Source organism: Flammeovirga pacifica (assembly GCF_000807855.2).
Classification (GTDB): Bacteria; Bacteroidota; Bacteroidia; order Cytophagales; family Flammeovirgaceae; genus Flammeovirga; species Flammeovirga pacifica.
Map to the genome: position 1 here is coordinate 3,012,211 of NZ_JRYR02000001.1, position 17,164 is coordinate 3,029,374.

The following is a 17,164-nucleotide window of genomic DNA, read 5'->3' on the forward strand; positions in this document are numbered from 1 at the left end:
AAATATAGAAATAAATGGTATGCAAGCATAACATTTTAGAAAGAAATATTAAAACTTATTTAGAAATAATGCTTCTTATATAATTTTTTGAGGATTTTAAGTTTAAATTTCCTTTATCGTGACATCACTTTAACATCAACTTTAAACTATTTGGTTACATTTGTGTTTCGATATTTTGTGTGAACAATAATCCCACTTATCTTTCAAAAAAGATTTCTTAAAGAAGCATGAAGGAACTCGCTTTCTTAAATAAATATATCATTCGATACGGTTTTAGGTTGACCTTAGGGATCATCTTTATGATTGTGTCTAACATTTTTGCTATTGCTCCTGCTCAAGTAGTAAGGTATGCTCTAGATTTAGTAATTGATACTTTCAAAACTCAAGAATTATTAAAAGGAACCGCTCAACACAGTGTTTTTATTGATGATTTCTTTCAAACAGTTTTGTTGTATGGAGGTCTAATTGTATTGATGGCTCTTTTAAGAGGTGTTTTTCTTTTCTTAGTTCGTCAGACCATCATTGTGATGTCTCGTTTGATTGAATATGATTTGAAAAATGATATTTTCGAGCATTATCAAAAATTGACTTTAAGCTTTTACCGTAGAAATAATACTGGTGACTTAATGGCTAGGATCTCTGAAGATGTTAGTAAAGTGAGAATGTATTTGGGACCTGCAATTATGTATTCAATAAACATGGTGATCTCATTTATATTAACCATTGGGATCATGTTGAGTATTAATCCGACCTTAACTTTTTGGGCATTATTCCCTCTTCCTTTGCTTTCAATCAGTATTTACTTTGTTAACAATATCATCAATAAAAAATCTGAACTTATTCAGCAGCAATTGTCTTCTATGTCTACGTTTGTTCAAGAAGCATTTTCTGGAATTAGAGTCATTAAAGCTTTTGTTAGAGAAAAAGAATCCTTATCTCAGTTTGATGAAAATGCTACTGAATATCAGAATAGACAGTTAGAATTGGCCAAGGTCAACTCTATGTTTTATCCATTAATGCTTTTCCTCATTGGCTTATCAACTATACTAACGGTTTATGTTGGTGGCATTGAAGTAGAAAAAGGAACTATTACGCCTGGTGTTATTGCAGAGTTCATTATGTATGTGACTTTACTAACATGGCCCGTTACTTCTTTAGGATGGGTAACTAGTATTGTACAAAGAGCTGCTGCTTCTCAAAAAAGAATTAATGAGTTTTTAAATGAAGCGCCAGATATTGTTTCGACATCAAATGATAAAATTAATATCGAAGGTAATTTAAGATTTGATAAAGTTTCTTTGGTGTATCCTGACTCTGGTATTAAAGCATTGAATGAACTATCATTTGAAATTGAATCTGGGAAAACTTTAGCGATTTTGGGAACTACTGGCTCTGGAAAAAGTACAGTTGCCAACCTAATTTCTCGATTATACGATCCTACATCTGGCCAAATACTTATTGACGGAAAAGATCTTAAAGAATACAATTTACATGATATTCGATCTCAAATAAACATGGCCCCTCAGGATGTATTCTTGTTCTCTAATACATTAAGAAATAACATTGCCTTTGCTAAAACTGATGCTTCTGAAGAAGAGATCATTCAAGCAACAAAAGACGCTGGCCTTTATGAGAACATTCAACAAATGGAATTAGGCTTAGATACTCTCGTAGGAGAAAGAGGTATAACATTATCCGGAGGGCAAAAACAAAGAACTACAATTGCGAGAGCTATCTTAGGAAATCCAAAAGTATTGGTACTAGATGATAGTTTATCAGCTGTTGATACTAAAACTGAAAACCTTATTTTAAATAACCTTCAGAGAGTGATGCGTAATAAAACATCAATTATAATCTCTCACAGAGTTTCTTCTGCAAAATTAGCGGATAAAATTCTTGTCTTACATGAGGGTAAAATAGTAGAACAAGGTACTCATGATGAGTTAATTGAGATAAAAGGGCATTACAATACTTTATTTGATCAACAATCAAAAGGAAACGAATAATAAGTATAATCCCATAAAATTTTATAATTTAGTTACTGAAAGCATCTTACATAATAGCTACAATAGCTTAATTTTTATATTTTAAGCAACTTCTCTATTCATTTTACAACTAAAAGTGACGTCTAAAAACATAAAAGATTCCAAACACCCCAAAATAAATGAGCAAGATCTAAAAATACTTTTTGATCAATATTTCGAAAGTATTAAAAACTTCATTTATTATAAATTAGGCGATATCGATGCAGCAGAAGATATCGCACAAGAAGCCTATATTAAATTTTGGGAAGCTAGAGAAAAAGTTATTAAAGATACCGCTAAAACCTATCTTTATACTATTGCCAATAACCTTGCTATGAATTACATCAAACACAATAAAGTGGTGTTACAATTCGAGCAAAAACAAAATAAAAAAGACGGAGAAACTGAAACCAATCCTGAGTTTAAAATGGAATTGAATGAGTTTCAACATACTCTAGAGAAAACGATAAATCAGATTCCTGAAAAAAGTAAAGAGGTCTTTCTAATGAACAGAATGGAAGGCTTAACATATGCTGAGATTAGTGATCGATTAGACGTTAGTGTCAAAGCAATAGAAAAAAGAATGAGTAAAGCTCTGAGCATTTTAAGGAACAACCTCAAAATCAATATTTAATTTTTATTTCAACCGATTTAAAAGCATTATTGATACTTATTTGATAAATATTCCTTTTTCCAAGACATCAATTTTAAATTACAAGGCGTTATCATACAATTAATTCGGTATTTTTTATACTTTTGCCGTTTAAGAGGGTATCTCTTAATTAAATCGTGAAGATAAATTAAATACAAAAATAAACTTTTCAACATGATCAATCTTGTATTATTTGGCCCTCCAGGTGCTGGTAAAGGTACTCAAAGTGACAAAATCAAAGCGAAGTACGAATTAACACACCTTTCTACAGGTGATTTACTTCGTGGAGAAATTGCTGCAGGCACTCCACTAGGGTTAAAAGCAAAAGAATTGATGGACCAAGGTCAATTAGTTCCTGATGAAGTGGTTATTGGTATGATCGACTCTAAGATCAAAGATCATAGATCTGGTAACGGATTTATCTTTGATGGTTTCCCTCGTACAGTAGCTCAAGCAGAAGCTTTAGACCAATTGATGGCAAGTAACGATATCTCTATTTCTGGTATGGTAGCTTTAGAGGTTGACGAGGAAGAGTTAACTAAACGTATTTTAAAGCGTGGTGAAACTTCTGGCCGTACTGACGACCAAAACGAAGACTTGATCCGTAACCGTGTTCAAGAATACAATAACAAAACTGCTCCTGTAGCTAATTTCTACGAAGGACAAGGAAAATTCAAATCAATTAATGGTGTAGGTACTATCGAAGAAATTTTCGAAAATGCTTGTACTGCAATTGAATCTCTATAATCTGAATTATAATTCAGTAGAAAAAAGCACATGATCTCTGTATCGTGTGCTTTTTTGTTTGTCTACCATTGTACTCAAATTAAAAGAATTTACCCTCTTACATCAAAAAGATGTTAATAATATATAGTTTAAAAAAATACATTCTCTAAATTTGCCGTTCGGCTGATTTTTAACCTAAACTTGTTAAACTTCAACTACTTATTTATCAAGCAATTAAGATATAGACATGGCATCATCCAATTTTATTGATTACGTAAAAATCTTTGTCCGCTCTGGAGCAGGAGGGGCAGGTGCAGTTTCTTTCCGTAGAGAAAAGCACGTTCCGAAAGGAGGTCCTGATGGCGGTGACGGTGGTCGTGGAGGTCATATCATCTTAAAAGCTGATAAACAACACTGGACGTTACTTCACTTAAAATATCGTAAACATATTCATGGTTTCAATGGAATCAGTGGTATGGGTACAGGTAAAAGTGGTGCAGATGGTGAAGATATTATTTTACCTGTTCCTCTTGGTACTATTGCCAAAGATGCAGAAACTGGTGAAAAAATATGCGAACTAACAGAACCTGGACAAGAAGTTATCTTGATGAAAGGTGGTAAAGGTGGTTTAGGGAACCGTAATTTTAAAACGGCTACCAATCAAACCCCTCGTTATGCTCAACCTGGAGAAGATTGTGAGGAGTCATGGGTAATTCTTGAACTTAAAGTATTAGCTGATGTTGGTTTGGTAGGTTTTCCTAATGCTGGTAAATCAACTTTGCTTTCAGTACTTTCGGCAGCGAAACCTGAAATTGCAGATTATCCATTTACCACTATGGTTCCAAATCTTGGAGTGATCCCTCACCATGGTAATAAGTCGTTTATTATGGCTGATATCCCAGGTATTATTGAAGGAGCAGCTGAAGGAAAAGGTTTAGGTATCCGATTCTTACGTCATATTGAAAGAAACTCTGTATTGCTATTTATGGTACCTGCAGATAGTGAAGACGTAGCCAAAGATTACCAAATTCTAGTTAACGAGTTGACCAAATACAACCCAGAACTTTTGGACAAAAACCGTCTATTAGCAATCACTAAAAGTGATATGTTAGATGATGAATTGGAAGAGTTAATCAAAGAAACTTTACCTCCTGATGTTCCTTATGTATTTATTTCATCTGTGATACAAAAAGGTATTCCTGAATTGAAAGATATGCTTTGGGAAGCTATCAATGAAGGTGTGGAAGAAGAAACAGAAGATTTTGTTGAAGAAGATTACGATAAACCTCTATCAGATTATAATCCATATCAAGATAATATTGATTTGGAAAATGAAGCTGGTGAAGAAGAATAATACCGTATTCTAATTAATATAAGGATAGTTTATATCCATAAAGAGCATTTATTTCAATAAGAGGTAAATGCTCTTTTTTGTATAAAAAAGAACCTCAACAATTTAATGTTGAGGCTCTTCTGATTGATAATTAGGTTGTAAAGTTTGAGATGAAAATTGACTAGCAAATTATACTTTAGTTTAACCAAGCATTCAACATCCATACGGTCTTCTCTTGTTCACTAATTAGTTCCGAAATTAGTGCAACAGTTCCCTCATCACTTGCGTCTCCTGCTTGTGCTATCACTTGTCTTTCAATTTTAAGTAAAATCGCTAAATTATTTCTCACTAATTCTACTGATGATTGATCGTCTACAATATTTTTTCCTTGCTTAATTTCTGATGCTTCTATATAATCAGAAAATGTATGCAATGGTTGTTCTCCTAAGGTTAATACTCTTTCAGCTATTTCGTCTACTCTATCATTAGCACCTGTATATAATTCTTCAAATTTTGCATGTAATTCAAAGAAATTATTTCCTTTAATGTTCCAATGTAAACCTCTTAAGTTTTGGTAGTACATCTGGAAGTTAGCTAATAATACATTTAATGATGAAGCCAATGATCTTGCTGTTGTAACTTCTATTCCTATTGCGTTAATATTTAAAGTTTCCATTTTGATATTTATTTATTGTTTTTGATTGATAACATTACAAAGGTGTAGATTATATTTAATAGATGGAAATTATAAATATTTATACTTATATAACTTTTAACTATAAACTGATATATACAGACGCAAAAAAGCCATATCAAACAAATGATATGGCTTTTATATTTCTATATCAATCAATTTTACTGATCTATAATTTTTGCATTTTATCTGGAGTGACTATAGCAAAGATAGTAGCATATTCAAAAGCAACTTCTTTAAATCTTTGAAAGCGACCTGAAGCACCACTATGTCCTGCTTCCATATTCGTTTTTAAGAAAATGTAATTATCACTTGTGTTTTGCACTCTTAACTTCGCGGCCCATTTTGTAGGTTCCCAATATTGTACTTGAGAATCATGTAACCCAGATGTAATCAAAATATGCGGATATTTTTTATCCTCAACTTGGTCATATGGCGAATAAGAAAGCATATAATCATAATATTCTTTATCATTAGGATTCCCCCATTCATCATATTCTCCAGTAGTTAGAGGTATTGATTCGTCCAACATTGTTGTCACTACATCTACAAAAGGAACATCTGCAATGACTAATTTATAAAGGTCTGGACGAGCATTCACTACGGCCCCCATCAATAACCCACCTGCAGAACCTCCATTAATGACAAACTTATCTGCTGATGTATATTTTTGATCTATCAAAAACTCTGAACAAGCTATAAAATCATCAAATGTATTTTTCTTTTTAAGAAGTTTACCGTCTTCATACCAAGCACGACCTAAATCTTCTCCTCCTCTAATATGAGCAATGGCATAGGCATATCCTCTTTCCATCAAACTAATTCTTGAAGGAGAAAACGCAACATCATAAGAGATTCCATAAGAACCATATCCGGTCATATATAAAGGTTGTTCTCCATTTAATTCGAAACCTTTTTTGTACACAACTGAAATAGGTACTTTCACACCATCTTTGGCTGTTGCATATAAACGCTTAGCTTCATAATCGTTAGAATCAAACTTTCCTACTACCTTTTGCTGTTTCAAAAGCTTCTTAGTACGATCTATCATATGATAATCGTATTCAGAATAAGGAGTAGTTAAAGAGTTGTATCCAAAACGAAGAATATCTGTATTAAAATCTGGATTAGCACTTGTCCATGCCGAATAAGTTTCCTCTCCAAAATCTAAATAATGTTCTGCACCGTCTTCCCACTTAATAATTCTGATATGAACCAATCCATCTCTTCTTTCTTCAACAGCATAAAAGTTTTTGAAAATGTCTAGCCCCTCAATCATCGTATCTGTACGATGAGCAATAACCTCTTCCCAGTTGTCTTTATTGGTAGTATCTGCAGATTCAGCCACCTTCATTAATCGGAAGTTTTTGGCTTCCCAGTTGGTCACAATATAAAAATGACCATTAAAGTGTGAAATACTGTACTCATGTTTACGTTCTCTTGGAATAAAAGCTTTAAACTCTCCTGTAGGATTGTCTGCCTTTAATATTCTAGTTTCAGTAGTTAAAGTAGAACCTGATTCAATCGCTAAATATTCTCTTGATTTTGTTCTTCTAACACCAATCCAAAACGTATCATCCGTTTCTTCATACACCTGAACATCTTCTGATTGAGGAGTTCCTAGTGTATGTCTCCAAACTTTATCAGGACGTAATGTTTCTTTATCTTGAGTAGTATAAAAAACAGTTTTTCCATCAGCTGCCCAAACAGCGTCTCCGCTAGTATCTTCTAATACATCTTCTAAGATTTCTTGGGTAGCAATATTTTTAAATCGAACCGTGTAGATTCTTCTACCTACAAGATCCTCTGAATAAGCCAATAAGTTTTGATCTTCGCCTACAGTCATCCCTCCTATTTTATAATAAGATTGATCTTTAGCGTGATCATTGGCGTTAAACATCACTTCTTCTTCTGCTTCCAAAGACCCTTTTTTTCTACAGTAAAGAGGATACTCACCACCTTCAATATATCTTACATAATAAAAGTAATCTCTTGCTTTATAAGGAACACTTTCATCTTTTTCTTGAATACGGCCTTTTAACTCTTCGAAAAGATCTTCTTCGAATTGTTTGTTTTCCGACATCACATCCTCTATGTATTTATTTTCCGCATTGAGATAATCAATCACTTCTTGATTTTCTCTATCACGCATCCAATAGTAAGGGTCTGTACGTTGGTCTCCGTGTTTTTCTAGCACTTTTGATTCACGTCGTGCAATAGGCGGTGTGATATTATTCTTCATTATTTTCTCAGTTAGAAAACAAAAATAAGCTTAATACTTGAATTCACTTCAAAAAAGAGGTACGAATTGAAACATATTTAGAAGAAAATTCGAAAGTGTTCACTTTTGAATAACAAAGTGTTCAACCCGTTGCATTGTGTTCGGTATCGAACGTGATTTTATGAATAACAACGTGATAAATTGTCTTAAAACAATGATTACCAATATGTTACAATTTATTGGCATCAAGTTGGAATAATAGTAAATGTGTCAAATTAATTTTTAAAACAAATACTAAATACAACTATGAAACATTTTATCATCTCTCTATCATTATTATTATCATTAGGATTTTCATCTTTCGCAAATACAAATGAATTAGAGGTTCCAACCGAAGCAAGTTCAGCCAAATTAGTTAATATGATTAATAACGCTGAAGCTTCAGATTATAAAACATACACTAAAGCAGCGATGTTCGCTATCAACTGGAATGCAGATTTAGCTCTTGCAAAAGAATGGATTGATCATGCATTATCAGTTAAAGAAAATAGTCAGACAGTAGAGGTGTTAGGTGATTATTATGTTAGAACTGGTCAAGTAGAAAAAGCTAAAGCAGCTTATTTTAAAGCTTTAGAATTAGGTTTATTCTCTGTAGACCAAGAAGATATTAATAGAATGCAAAGAAAAGTTCTTGTGTATGCAAGACCTCAAAAATAAAAATAATAGTAGTAGTTTATCACAATTGTAATTCGAAAAGCCAAGGGAAAAATTCTCTTGGCTTTTTTGTTGTCAGAAAATTCCTCACTAACTTCATAGAAATAACGATTCTAACTATTTCTCATGAACGAAGACTTTTTACACTTTGTATGGCAATACAAGTATTTTCAGCAATCTCATATTTTCACCACTCATCAAGAAAAAATTCAGGTTTTATTTCCTGGATATTACAATCATCATGCAGGCCCCGATTTTTTGGATGCTTCTGTTCTTATTAATGATATAGAATGGCATGGACATATAGAAATTCATCAAAAAGCCTCAGAATGGTATCAGCACCAACATCAAGATGATTTAAAATACGATAATGTTATTCTTCATGTGGTTTTAGATTTTGATATAGAAGTATATCATCAAGATAAAACGGCCATTCCCTGCTTAGAATTAAAAAATTTATTGATGACCGATGTTGTTCATAATTATAGAAAGTTACTGCAAACAAATCATTCTATTGCCTGTAAAGAACAAATACAATATGTTCCAAGGTTAAAAAGAATTCAGATGCTTGATCGGATTTTACTCGAAAGAGTACAAAGAAAGGCAAATCATATCCTTCAATTACTGGAAGAAAAAAAGCGAGATTGGGAAGAAACCACTTATACGTGTTTAGCCGAATACTTAGGCATGAAAGTGAACAATACCTCTTTAAAAAAATTAGCTGATAGTATCCCTGCCAAACTTCTTCGATTAAATGCACATTTACCCATCACGAATGAAGCCCTTTTATTTGGTGCTGCTGGCTTTCTCGATGACAATAAATTAGATGTATACGCTGAAAAATTAAAAAAAGAGTATCGATTTTTAAAACACAAATACAATATTAATAACAAAGGGATGAGTCTGCATGAATGGAATTTCTTAAGGCTTAGACCTGCCAACTTCCCTAGTCTTAGAATTGCTCAGCTTTCGGGTTTGATGACACAAATACCTCATCTATGCTCTGCTTTTTTACATATTCAAAATAAACAGGCTTTTTACCGTTTGATGGATGTTGCTCCCTCCTCCTATTGGTTGAATCATTATAAATTTGGTACTCCGACAAAAAAAGAACAACTAAAAAAATTGGGGACAAAAACTTTAGACTCCATCATCATCAATGTGATAGTACCCTTACAGTTTGCCTACGGTATAGATAAAGGAAATGAACATTTTAAAGAGAAAGCAATTGATTTACTTGAATCAATTCCTGCAGAAAATAATAAAATCACTAAAGCGTATACTGCTATTGGCTTAAATAATAGAACATCTCTTGATTCTCAGGCTTTTTTAGAACTTTACAATGGATATTGTCAGCCCAAAAAGTGTATGAATTGTTGTATTGGACATCACTTAATGAGTAAAAAAAGTACTCGATCATATATTGCAATTGAAAAACAATCATAATAAACTACTTTATCATATGATCATTTATTCATGAATGACTATATTTGTGTAATTACTCATCTGTTTTGTAGTGGTGAGTCACTTTTATCAGAATAGGATTATGGAATACGATAAGGCAGAAAAAGCGGCTTTTATTTTAAAAACAATTGCCCACCCAGTTCGATTAAGAATTTTGGAATTATTGGATTGTAACAATCGATTAAGTGTGAGCGAAATTTGTGAACGATTAAATTGCGAGCAATCACTCACGTCTCATCATTTATCTAATATGAAATTAAAAGGGATTTTATCTTCTCAGCGTGAGGGAAAGAATATTTTCTATTCTCTTAAAGAAAAAGCTGTAATGAATATCATGTCTTGCCTAGAAGAGTGTAAATGTAATATGGGTTAAGTGTTATAAGTCTACAGAATAGTAGAAATACAACCCTCCTCCATCTCCATGACGGTTAAATGAGTATTCAAATTTGAGTACTGAACTATAAAACGTTACGAAGTCAATACCAAATCCATAACCTAATAGTGGCGTATTTGTAAACTGAGCATTACTTGGGTCAACGCCGTTAAACCTAGCATAACCTGAATCTACATATCCTTTAATCAAAACATCTATAGGAACTCTTTTGATATGTTTTGAGCGTATGATATTTTGGAAACTCAAAGAAGTTGAAAATGCTCTTAAGCGAAGTTCATTTTTAAATACCCCTGCATTTTGTCCTTCAATTACATAATTATCGTAGCCTCTAACCAACATATTTCCATACCCTAATGCTCTCATTTGATTGTAAGGTACTTTTTCAGGGAAACCTAGTTTACCAGCAAAACCAATAGAATAATAAAAACGGTTGGCCTGATTGATATTCCAAAAACGCCATGTAGACCATTCTAAGTTTAAATTATTAAGATCACCAAAGACTCCAAGCCCTACCTTTTCTAAGCCAAATTGTAGGTAATACCCATTTAACGGATAACTGGTAATATCTCTTTTATCTCGAGTGTAGGTGTACTTCATAGAGAAATACCTTAACTCTGTTCTTCCGTCTAAAAAGAAATCTGGATTTAGTTGAGCAATAGTATCATTAACCATATCATAGGTAAACCCAAAGTTTAAATTATGATGATCATAAAATCCATATCTTTTTCCGAAGTTCACATTACCTGTCCATGACCTTCTTTGTACCTCAGTATCATTTTCATATTCTACAAACTTATTTTCTTCTGTTTTATAAGCAACAGTAGTTTCTTCTTTGTAGCTCGTTCTAAAGGAAAGACTGGTTTTTTGTTTTTTATCGATATATGGAAAAGAATATCCTAAAGTAAACTGTCTAGAAAAACCTAATTTAATTAGTAAGTGAAGTGTTTCATTTCTTCCTCTCATATTTTTCTGCTTAAAATCTAAACCATATTGGATTCTTCCTAGATCAGCATCTCTGTTATTCCACCATTCATTAAAACTTCTATCTGCTAATTCTATCAGTGGTACAGGCCAAGTATACCACCTTTCTACCATGATAAAATCAACATTTATGGTATCATCTCCTTGATCTGTAATTAATACATCTACAGACTCAAAAAGCTGTGTATTAAATACTTTATTTCTTTCCGAAGTGATATATTGTTTTATTCCTTTCTTTGGAACTAAAGATCCATCTCTAATATCTAACTCTCTAGTTATAATTTTAGGATGTGTTTTTTTGTTACCTATAAATGAAATGGCATTTATACGTACGTAGCCAACAGTATCTTTTTCATATTGATCTAATCCAGTCAGAAGCAAATCATTTTGTGCTATTGATGGAAAAGATAATAAAACTAAAAGACCAATAAATGATACAACTAACTTTAGTTTAAACTGATGGGATCTATATGTATTTTTAATTCTCTTTCTCACAAGGCTTGTTAAAAAAATCAAGCTTTTTTATGTTCAACTAAGATTGTTCCTTTATTTATAGAAAAGCACAATAAGTCGATTATATTTGTTAAATAAATGCTTTGTCAATGCAATATCGAATATACAATATATATTCTTTTATTTTCTTGATGAACCATTTGTTTGTATTAATAATTTAAAATTTAATTAATTATCAAAGGAAGCGTAAAAATAAACGAAATGTTCAGCTTTAGCAGCGTAAAAAGAATCAGTACCATTGCATGTATTGTCAGTTGGGTATTGCTTCTGATTATAGGTGTACAAGAACAATATCTAACGGATTATAATATCCCTCACGCTCCTTTTCCTTCTTTTGTAAAAGGGTTGATCCTTAATATTTGGATTATTACCACCTATTTTAATATTTGGATCTTTTTCCAACCAAAAGAACGGGACTTTCAAGGGCTACTATGGCAAATATTTGTCGTTGCTTTACTCTCAACCTTACTTTCTATGGGAGTAAATGTATTGCTTACTTGGTTGAGAGATGAATTAAAATATAACCTTCCCTTTTTATATGCTATCTTTTTCCATATTGAGTTTACCTTACTAATGACTTTGTTGATTAGTACTTTTGTAACTTGGAAAAAGCTTATTTTGTTTGAACAGACTCGGTTTACCCATTATTCATGGCTTTTATTCGAGATATTTTTAGGCATTACAATGATTGCCCATTTCTTTAGAATTGGTACTATTGATGTCTATTTCAAGATTCCTAGTATATTTCTTACTATATGGATCTTGATGATTTCGATAAATGTTCGATGGGTACCTCACTTAAACTTCCAACAAAAAATTCAAGGTATTTTTAAACTAGGCTTTATCATGTTAGCATTGAGCTATTTTGTAGCTAGTTTAAAATTCTACTTTTACGAGCAATCTTTAGTTTCTGATGAACTTATCAAAAACCTGTTTCCACTTACCTTATTAATATTTGTGTTTGTGTATGCTGCATCTTCAACACTTTTTATGTTGTTCAGTTTACCAACATCCAGTGTTTTTGAGAAAAAAGAGCAAGAGATTTCTAGCTTTAGAGACTTAAGTTTAGCGGTAAGAGATGGAAAAAAAGAATCGGATGTATACAGAGTTTTACTTAACAGTTCGCTTAAAAGTATACAAGCAGATGCCGGTTGGATTATGAGTAATGACTACGAAGTAAAAGTAGTTACTGGTATTACAGAAGAGGATGTAATGCAAGTTCTAAGTGATCTTAGAGATGCACCTTACAACGGTGGTGCTCCTTTAAAACTAAACTACCAACCCTATTTTAGAAAAGAGAATGCCAATAGAAATTACCGTTCTATTTTGGCTATACCAATTATAGTAGATCAACAAGTAAGAGATTCATTAATTTTGGTAAAGAAGTTACATAATTCTATTGATTCTGTCATGCAATCGACTGTCAATACCTATGTTGCTCAAGCAGGAATTGCTTTATTCAACCTTGATCTTCTTTCGAAAGCTGTAAAAAATGAGGTCTACAAAAACTCTATGCAAATTGCTAAACAAACACAAGAAGCATTAATGCCTAAGAGTTTAGAAATTAACGAAAACATCGAAAGCTATGTAACTTGGGAACCCGCAATTGTTGTAGGTGGTGATTATTATGATATGCACCGTATCAATGATCATGAAGTAAGTTTCATTATTGCAGATGTTTCTGGTAAAGGTCCTAAAGCAGCTTTTAATATGGCTCAAATGAAAGGGATCTATCAATCTTTAGCAAGAGAAGAAAATATAAAACCTGATGAGTTTTTCACAAAGGCTAACGCCGCTTTAACAGGTTGTATTCAAAGAGATACTTTTATTACAGCTACTTACCTACATATTAATACAGATGAGATGAAAATTGACTTTGCAAGAGCAGGTCATTGTCCTACGCTGTATTATGATACACAAAAACAAGAAGCTCAATTCTTAGAAAATAGAGGACTTGGTTTAGGTATCGTTAGAAACAACTCTTACAATAAGTTTATCCATAATCACGAGATTAAATACAATCCTAGCGACTTAATGATTCTCTATACTGATGGTATTACAGAAGCAAGAAGCAAGAATGGTGTCGATGAATATGGCTATGAGCATATGAAAAAAATTGTAGAAGAACATCATCAGTTACCTTTAAAAGAAATTGCCAATAAAATCTTAAACGATGTTTACGGATTTATGGGAAAACAAGCAATGGATGATGATTTCACTCTTTTATTGATCAGGTTATAATTCTCATTAAAAGATTCTCAATACATTTTATTATCCTTTTTATTGCCACACTTTTTAAAGTATGCTGTATTTTTGTGGCGATTAAATCATCATTATGAAAGAACAAACACAAACTGCAGATAAAACTGTAAAATTTATACGTCCTGAGTTATTTCAAGTAGGTGCAATATTTGGTGTTATCGCTGCATTAACCTGCTTTGCTTATACAATGTCGCTTTACGGATTAGGTCTTCATGCATTTGGTAAATGGAAATATCTATACTTTCCTATATATGGTATTTTCTTCGCAGGGTCTATGACCTACTTCAGATTAAAAGTAAACCAAGGCAGAATGTTAGCACCTCACGGTATTCTTATAGGAATGACCCTAAACCTTGTTGCTTCTACATTGTATGGTATTTTTCTACAACTTATTCTAAGCACTAAAGATATAGGTCAAAGTATGTTAGATAGACATGCTACAGAATTAAAGTTGATGATGATGCAAGGGAAAGAGCAAATTATTGAATCTATTGGTGAAGCTGAATTCAATAGTCAAATAGAAAAGCTAAATCATATTTCTGCAGACATTATGGCAGTAGATCAAGCAATTGGTATGCTTATGTTTGGGGTATTTGCATCCTTCTTATTTATGTTGATTACTAAAAGAAAATAGATCATGTCAATAGCTGAAAATATACATCTTTTTAATCAGAAGCTTAGTGGTACTGATTGCAAATTGGTTGCTGTTAGTAAGACAAAGCCTAATGAACTACTTCAAGAGGCTTATGATGCAGGACAGCGTATCTTAGGTGAAAATAAAGTGCAAGAACTTGTCGATAAAAGTGAAGCACTACCGAAAGATATTCAATGGCACATGATAGGTCACTTGCAAAGAAATAAGGTAAAATATATAGCCCCTTTTATCTCTTTGATTCATTCGATTGATAGTCCTCGTTTACTAAAAGAAGTTCAAAAAAGAGCTTTACAAAATGAGAGAACTATCGATGTTCTACTTCAAGTATTTATTGCTGAAGAAGAAACAAAATTTGGATTTGACAAAGAAGAATTAACTACTTTCTTATCATCTGATGAATTTAAAGAGATGAAAAATATAAGAGTAGTTGGTTTAATGGGAATGGCTACAAATACTCCTGATCAGAATCAAGTTAGAAAAGAGTTCGCTTCACTAAAATCACTTTCTGATGAACTAAAATCAGAATTCAATCATTTAGAGAATGTAGCCCTATCAGAAATTTCAATGGGAATGAGTGGCGACTATCAAATTGCTGTGGAAGAGGGAAGTACAATGGTAAGAGTGGGAAGTGCAATATTTGGTGCACGAAATTATAGTACTACGTAACCTTTAAATAATACAATCGTTTCTATTATAAACATTAAGAAAAATGAGAGAGACAAACTATCAAAATTACGGGTCACCTCGTTACTCAGATCAAGAGGTTGCAGGTGCACAAAGTTCATTTATGACCAAAGTATATGGTCGAATGAGTATTGGACTTATTATAACAGCTTTAACATCTATGTACATTGCTAACACCTATGAATATGTGCAAATGGTAGCTCAATTTAGATGGGGTTTAATCATAGCACAATTAGGTTTAGTATTTGTAATTAGTGGAGCTATAAATAAAATGTCTTCAGCAACAGCTACAGTTTTATTTATTTTATATTCAGCTTTAACTGGTGCTACTTTATCAAGTATATTTTATGTATACGACATTAATGCTATTGTTAGTACATTCTTTATTACATCAGGTACTTTTATAGGTATGAGTGTTTATGGTATGACCACTAAGAAAGACCTTAGTTCATGGGGTAGCCTTTTAATTATGGGGCTTTTTGGTGTTATCATCGCTTCTATCGTAAATATTTTTATTGGTAGTTCTGGGTTATACTGGATTATTTCAGTAGTTGGTGTATTAATCTTTGTTGGATTAATTGCTTATGACACTCAGAAATTAAAAGAAATGAGTTACGCAATGATGGATGGAGAATCAGCTAATAAAATGGCTATTCTCGGTGCATTAAGTTTGTACTTAGATTTCATCAACTTGTTCTTATACTTATTACGTTTCTTTGGTGGAGGTAGAAAATAAGTACTATTTTGATGACAAAAAAAGGATCAACATCTCAGGTGTTGATCCTTTTTTTGTCATTGATTTTACTGTAAAATCATTTTTTTTCTAATCGAATGTGCTCCATCATTTACACATACAATTAGAATTTTATTTTTAGGTACTTCGACTTTTTGATGTTGTTGAATTGTATTATTCACTATGAGCTTTCCTTGTTCGCTGTAAACAGCTAATACTACATTTTGATAATCGCCACTCACATAAATTTCACCATGACTAGATTGGATTTCTATATCTTGAGGTAGATTTGTAGCAATAGGTGTAAATACTTGGAAATCATTATTAAAATCTACCTGTTTAAGTCTGTAGAATTTATGCATTCTATTTTCATTCAAGATTAATTTATAATCATTTTTCACCTTGGAATTTCCTACACCCTTAACAGTCTTGTATTCATACCAATTAATTTTATCATCAGAGTATTCAACAGTAAAGTGATCATTATTAATTTCTGTAGCTGTCTCCCACTTTAACTGATTCTTTTTTTTATCATACTTTACATAAATCATCTTTACAGGCAAAGGTTCACTTGTAAATGATACTGCTTTTAACTCTCCATTATACACTAGTGCAGGAGTAAACTTAATTTTTTGTTTATCATAATTCTTTGGAAAAGAATAAGCAAAAGGTGAATTTTTCTTTTGATTTTGAACATTAAAATTAAATTCTATTCGACCGTTGTCAGGACTTATGATTGTTTGTGATACGGCTAACGAATCCGAAACACCATTAATATTAATTTTTTTAGCTGATAAATATAATTTCCCATCAATTCCTATAAAATTGTTACTACCGGCAAAATTTTGTCCTGTCAAACGTGCTCTACCGTGTATGACTAAATGCAAATTATGATTATTGATATCTCCTAGTTCAGCCACCGTGTTATTTTTCATGTATATATCGACACGACCTGTGGCTCCATCTAATTTTAATTTTACATTTTTAGAAAATGTATAACTACCTGTTTTGATATTTACAAAATCAAAATTATTACCAGCGAAAATTAAATTAGATAATAGAAGAAGTATTATTTGAAGTAAGTTCGAGATAGATTTATTGAAATTCATTTTTA

At 32.2% G+C, this 17,164-nt stretch carries 15 protein-coding genes; 11 read left to right on the forward strand and 4 right to left on the reverse strand.

The features are described 5' to 3' along the window. Positions 1 to 227 precede the first annotated feature (227 nt). From NH26_RS11765 to obgE, 4 genes are all read left to right on the forward strand, one after another. Positions 228 to 2,006, forward strand: coding sequence for an ABC transporter ATP-binding protein (locus tag NH26_RS11765; protein WP_044224146.1), 1,779 nt, complete (start codon positions 228 to 230; stop codon positions 2,004 to 2,006). A gap of 115 nt (positions 2,007 to 2,121) precedes the next feature. Next, positions 2,122 to 2,658, forward strand: a complete 537-nt coding sequence (locus NH26_RS11770) for an RNA polymerase sigma factor (protein WP_242427323.1) — start codon at positions 2,122 to 2,124, stop codon at positions 2,656 to 2,658. Between the two features lie 192 nt (positions 2,659 to 2,850). Beyond that, positions 2,851 to 3,423 carry an adenylate kinase gene (locus NH26_RS11775; protein ID WP_044224144.1) on the forward strand — a complete coding sequence of 191 codons (573 nt, stop codon included), beginning with the start codon at positions 2,851 to 2,853 and terminating at the stop codon, positions 3,421 to 3,423. Positions 3,424 to 3,649: 226 nt separating this feature from the next. Then, positions 3,650 to 4,756 (forward strand): GTPase ObgE, encoded by a 1,107-nt coding sequence (gene obgE, locus NH26_RS11780; RefSeq protein ID WP_044224142.1) that lies wholly within the window; start codon positions 3,650 to 3,652, stop codon positions 4,754 to 4,756. Positions 4,757 to 4,931: 175 nt separating this feature from the next. On the opposite strand, the gene NH26_RS11785 is transcribed toward obgE, so the two are convergent. Then, positions 4,932 to 5,411 carry a Dps family protein gene (locus NH26_RS11785; RefSeq protein ID WP_044224140.1) on the reverse strand — a complete coding sequence of 160 codons (480 nt, stop codon included), beginning with the start codon at positions 5,409 to 5,411 and terminating at the stop codon, positions 4,932 to 4,934. Between the two features lie 187 nt (positions 5,412 to 5,598). Next, a complete protein-coding gene (locus tag NH26_RS11790) occupies positions 5,599 to 7,671 on the reverse strand; it encodes a S9 family peptidase (protein WP_044224138.1) in 2,073 nt (690 codons plus the stop codon). Positions 7,672 to 7,956: 285 nt separating this feature from the next. On the opposite strand from NH26_RS11790, the gene NH26_RS11795 reads away from it, so the two are divergent. From NH26_RS11795 to NH26_RS11805, 3 genes are all read left to right on the forward strand, one after another. Further along, positions 7,957 to 8,367 (forward strand): hypothetical protein, encoded by a 411-nt coding sequence (locus NH26_RS11795; RefSeq protein WP_044224136.1) that lies wholly within the window; start codon positions 7,957 to 7,959, stop codon positions 8,365 to 8,367. Positions 8,368 to 8,490: 123 nt separating this feature from the next. Beyond that, positions 8,491 to 9,810, forward strand: coding sequence for a DUF2851 family protein (locus tag NH26_RS11800; protein ID WP_044224134.1), 1,320 nt, complete (start codon positions 8,491 to 8,493; stop codon positions 9,808 to 9,810). A 100-nt stretch (positions 9,811 to 9,910) separates the two neighbouring features. Continuing rightward, complete coding sequence (locus NH26_RS11805; protein WP_044224132.1) at positions 9,911 to 10,201, forward strand: ArsR/SmtB family transcription factor; 291 nt, start codon at positions 9,911 to 9,913, stop codon at positions 10,199 to 10,201. A 3-nt stretch (positions 10,202 to 10,204) separates the two neighbouring features. On the opposite strand, the gene NH26_RS11810 is transcribed toward NH26_RS11805, so the two are convergent. Continuing rightward, positions 10,205 to 11,698, reverse strand: a complete 1,494-nt coding sequence (locus tag NH26_RS11810; RefSeq protein WP_071397151.1) for a BamA/TamA family outer membrane protein — start codon at positions 11,696 to 11,698, stop codon at positions 10,205 to 10,207. A 219-nt stretch (positions 11,699 to 11,917) separates the two neighbouring features. On the opposite strand from NH26_RS11810, the gene NH26_RS11815 reads away from it, so the two are divergent. The 4 genes from NH26_RS11815 (at position 11,918) to NH26_RS11830 (ending at position 16,053) form a co-directional block, all read left to right on the forward strand. Beyond that, positions 11,918 to 13,957: a PP2C family protein-serine/threonine phosphatase gene (locus NH26_RS11815; protein ID WP_084812151.1), complete on the forward strand. Its 2,040-nt coding sequence runs from the start codon at positions 11,918 to 11,920 to the stop codon at positions 13,955 to 13,957. A gap of 94 nt (positions 13,958 to 14,051) precedes the next feature. After that, positions 14,052 to 14,612 (forward strand): DUF4199 domain-containing protein, encoded by a 561-nt coding sequence (locus NH26_RS11820; RefSeq protein WP_044224127.1) that lies wholly within the window; start codon positions 14,052 to 14,054, stop codon positions 14,610 to 14,612. 3 nt (positions 14,613 to 14,615) lie between these two features. Further along, positions 14,616 to 15,299: a YggS family pyridoxal phosphate-dependent enzyme gene (locus tag NH26_RS11825; RefSeq protein WP_044224124.1), complete on the forward strand. Its 684-nt coding sequence runs from the start codon at positions 14,616 to 14,618 to the stop codon at positions 15,297 to 15,299. Positions 15,300 to 15,342: 43 nt separating this feature from the next. Beyond that, positions 15,343 to 16,053 (forward strand): Bax inhibitor-1/YccA family protein, encoded by a 711-nt coding sequence (locus NH26_RS11830; protein WP_044224122.1) that lies wholly within the window; start codon positions 15,343 to 15,345, stop codon positions 16,051 to 16,053. Between the two features lie 65 nt (positions 16,054 to 16,118). Here the strand turns inward: NH26_RS11830 and NH26_RS11835 are convergent, their stop codons facing one another. Then, positions 16,119 to 17,159: a hypothetical protein gene (locus NH26_RS11835; RefSeq protein WP_044224120.1), complete on the reverse strand. Its 1,041-nt coding sequence runs from the start codon at positions 17,157 to 17,159 to the stop codon at positions 16,119 to 16,121. Between the last annotated feature and the right edge of the window lie 5 nt (positions 17,160 to 17,164).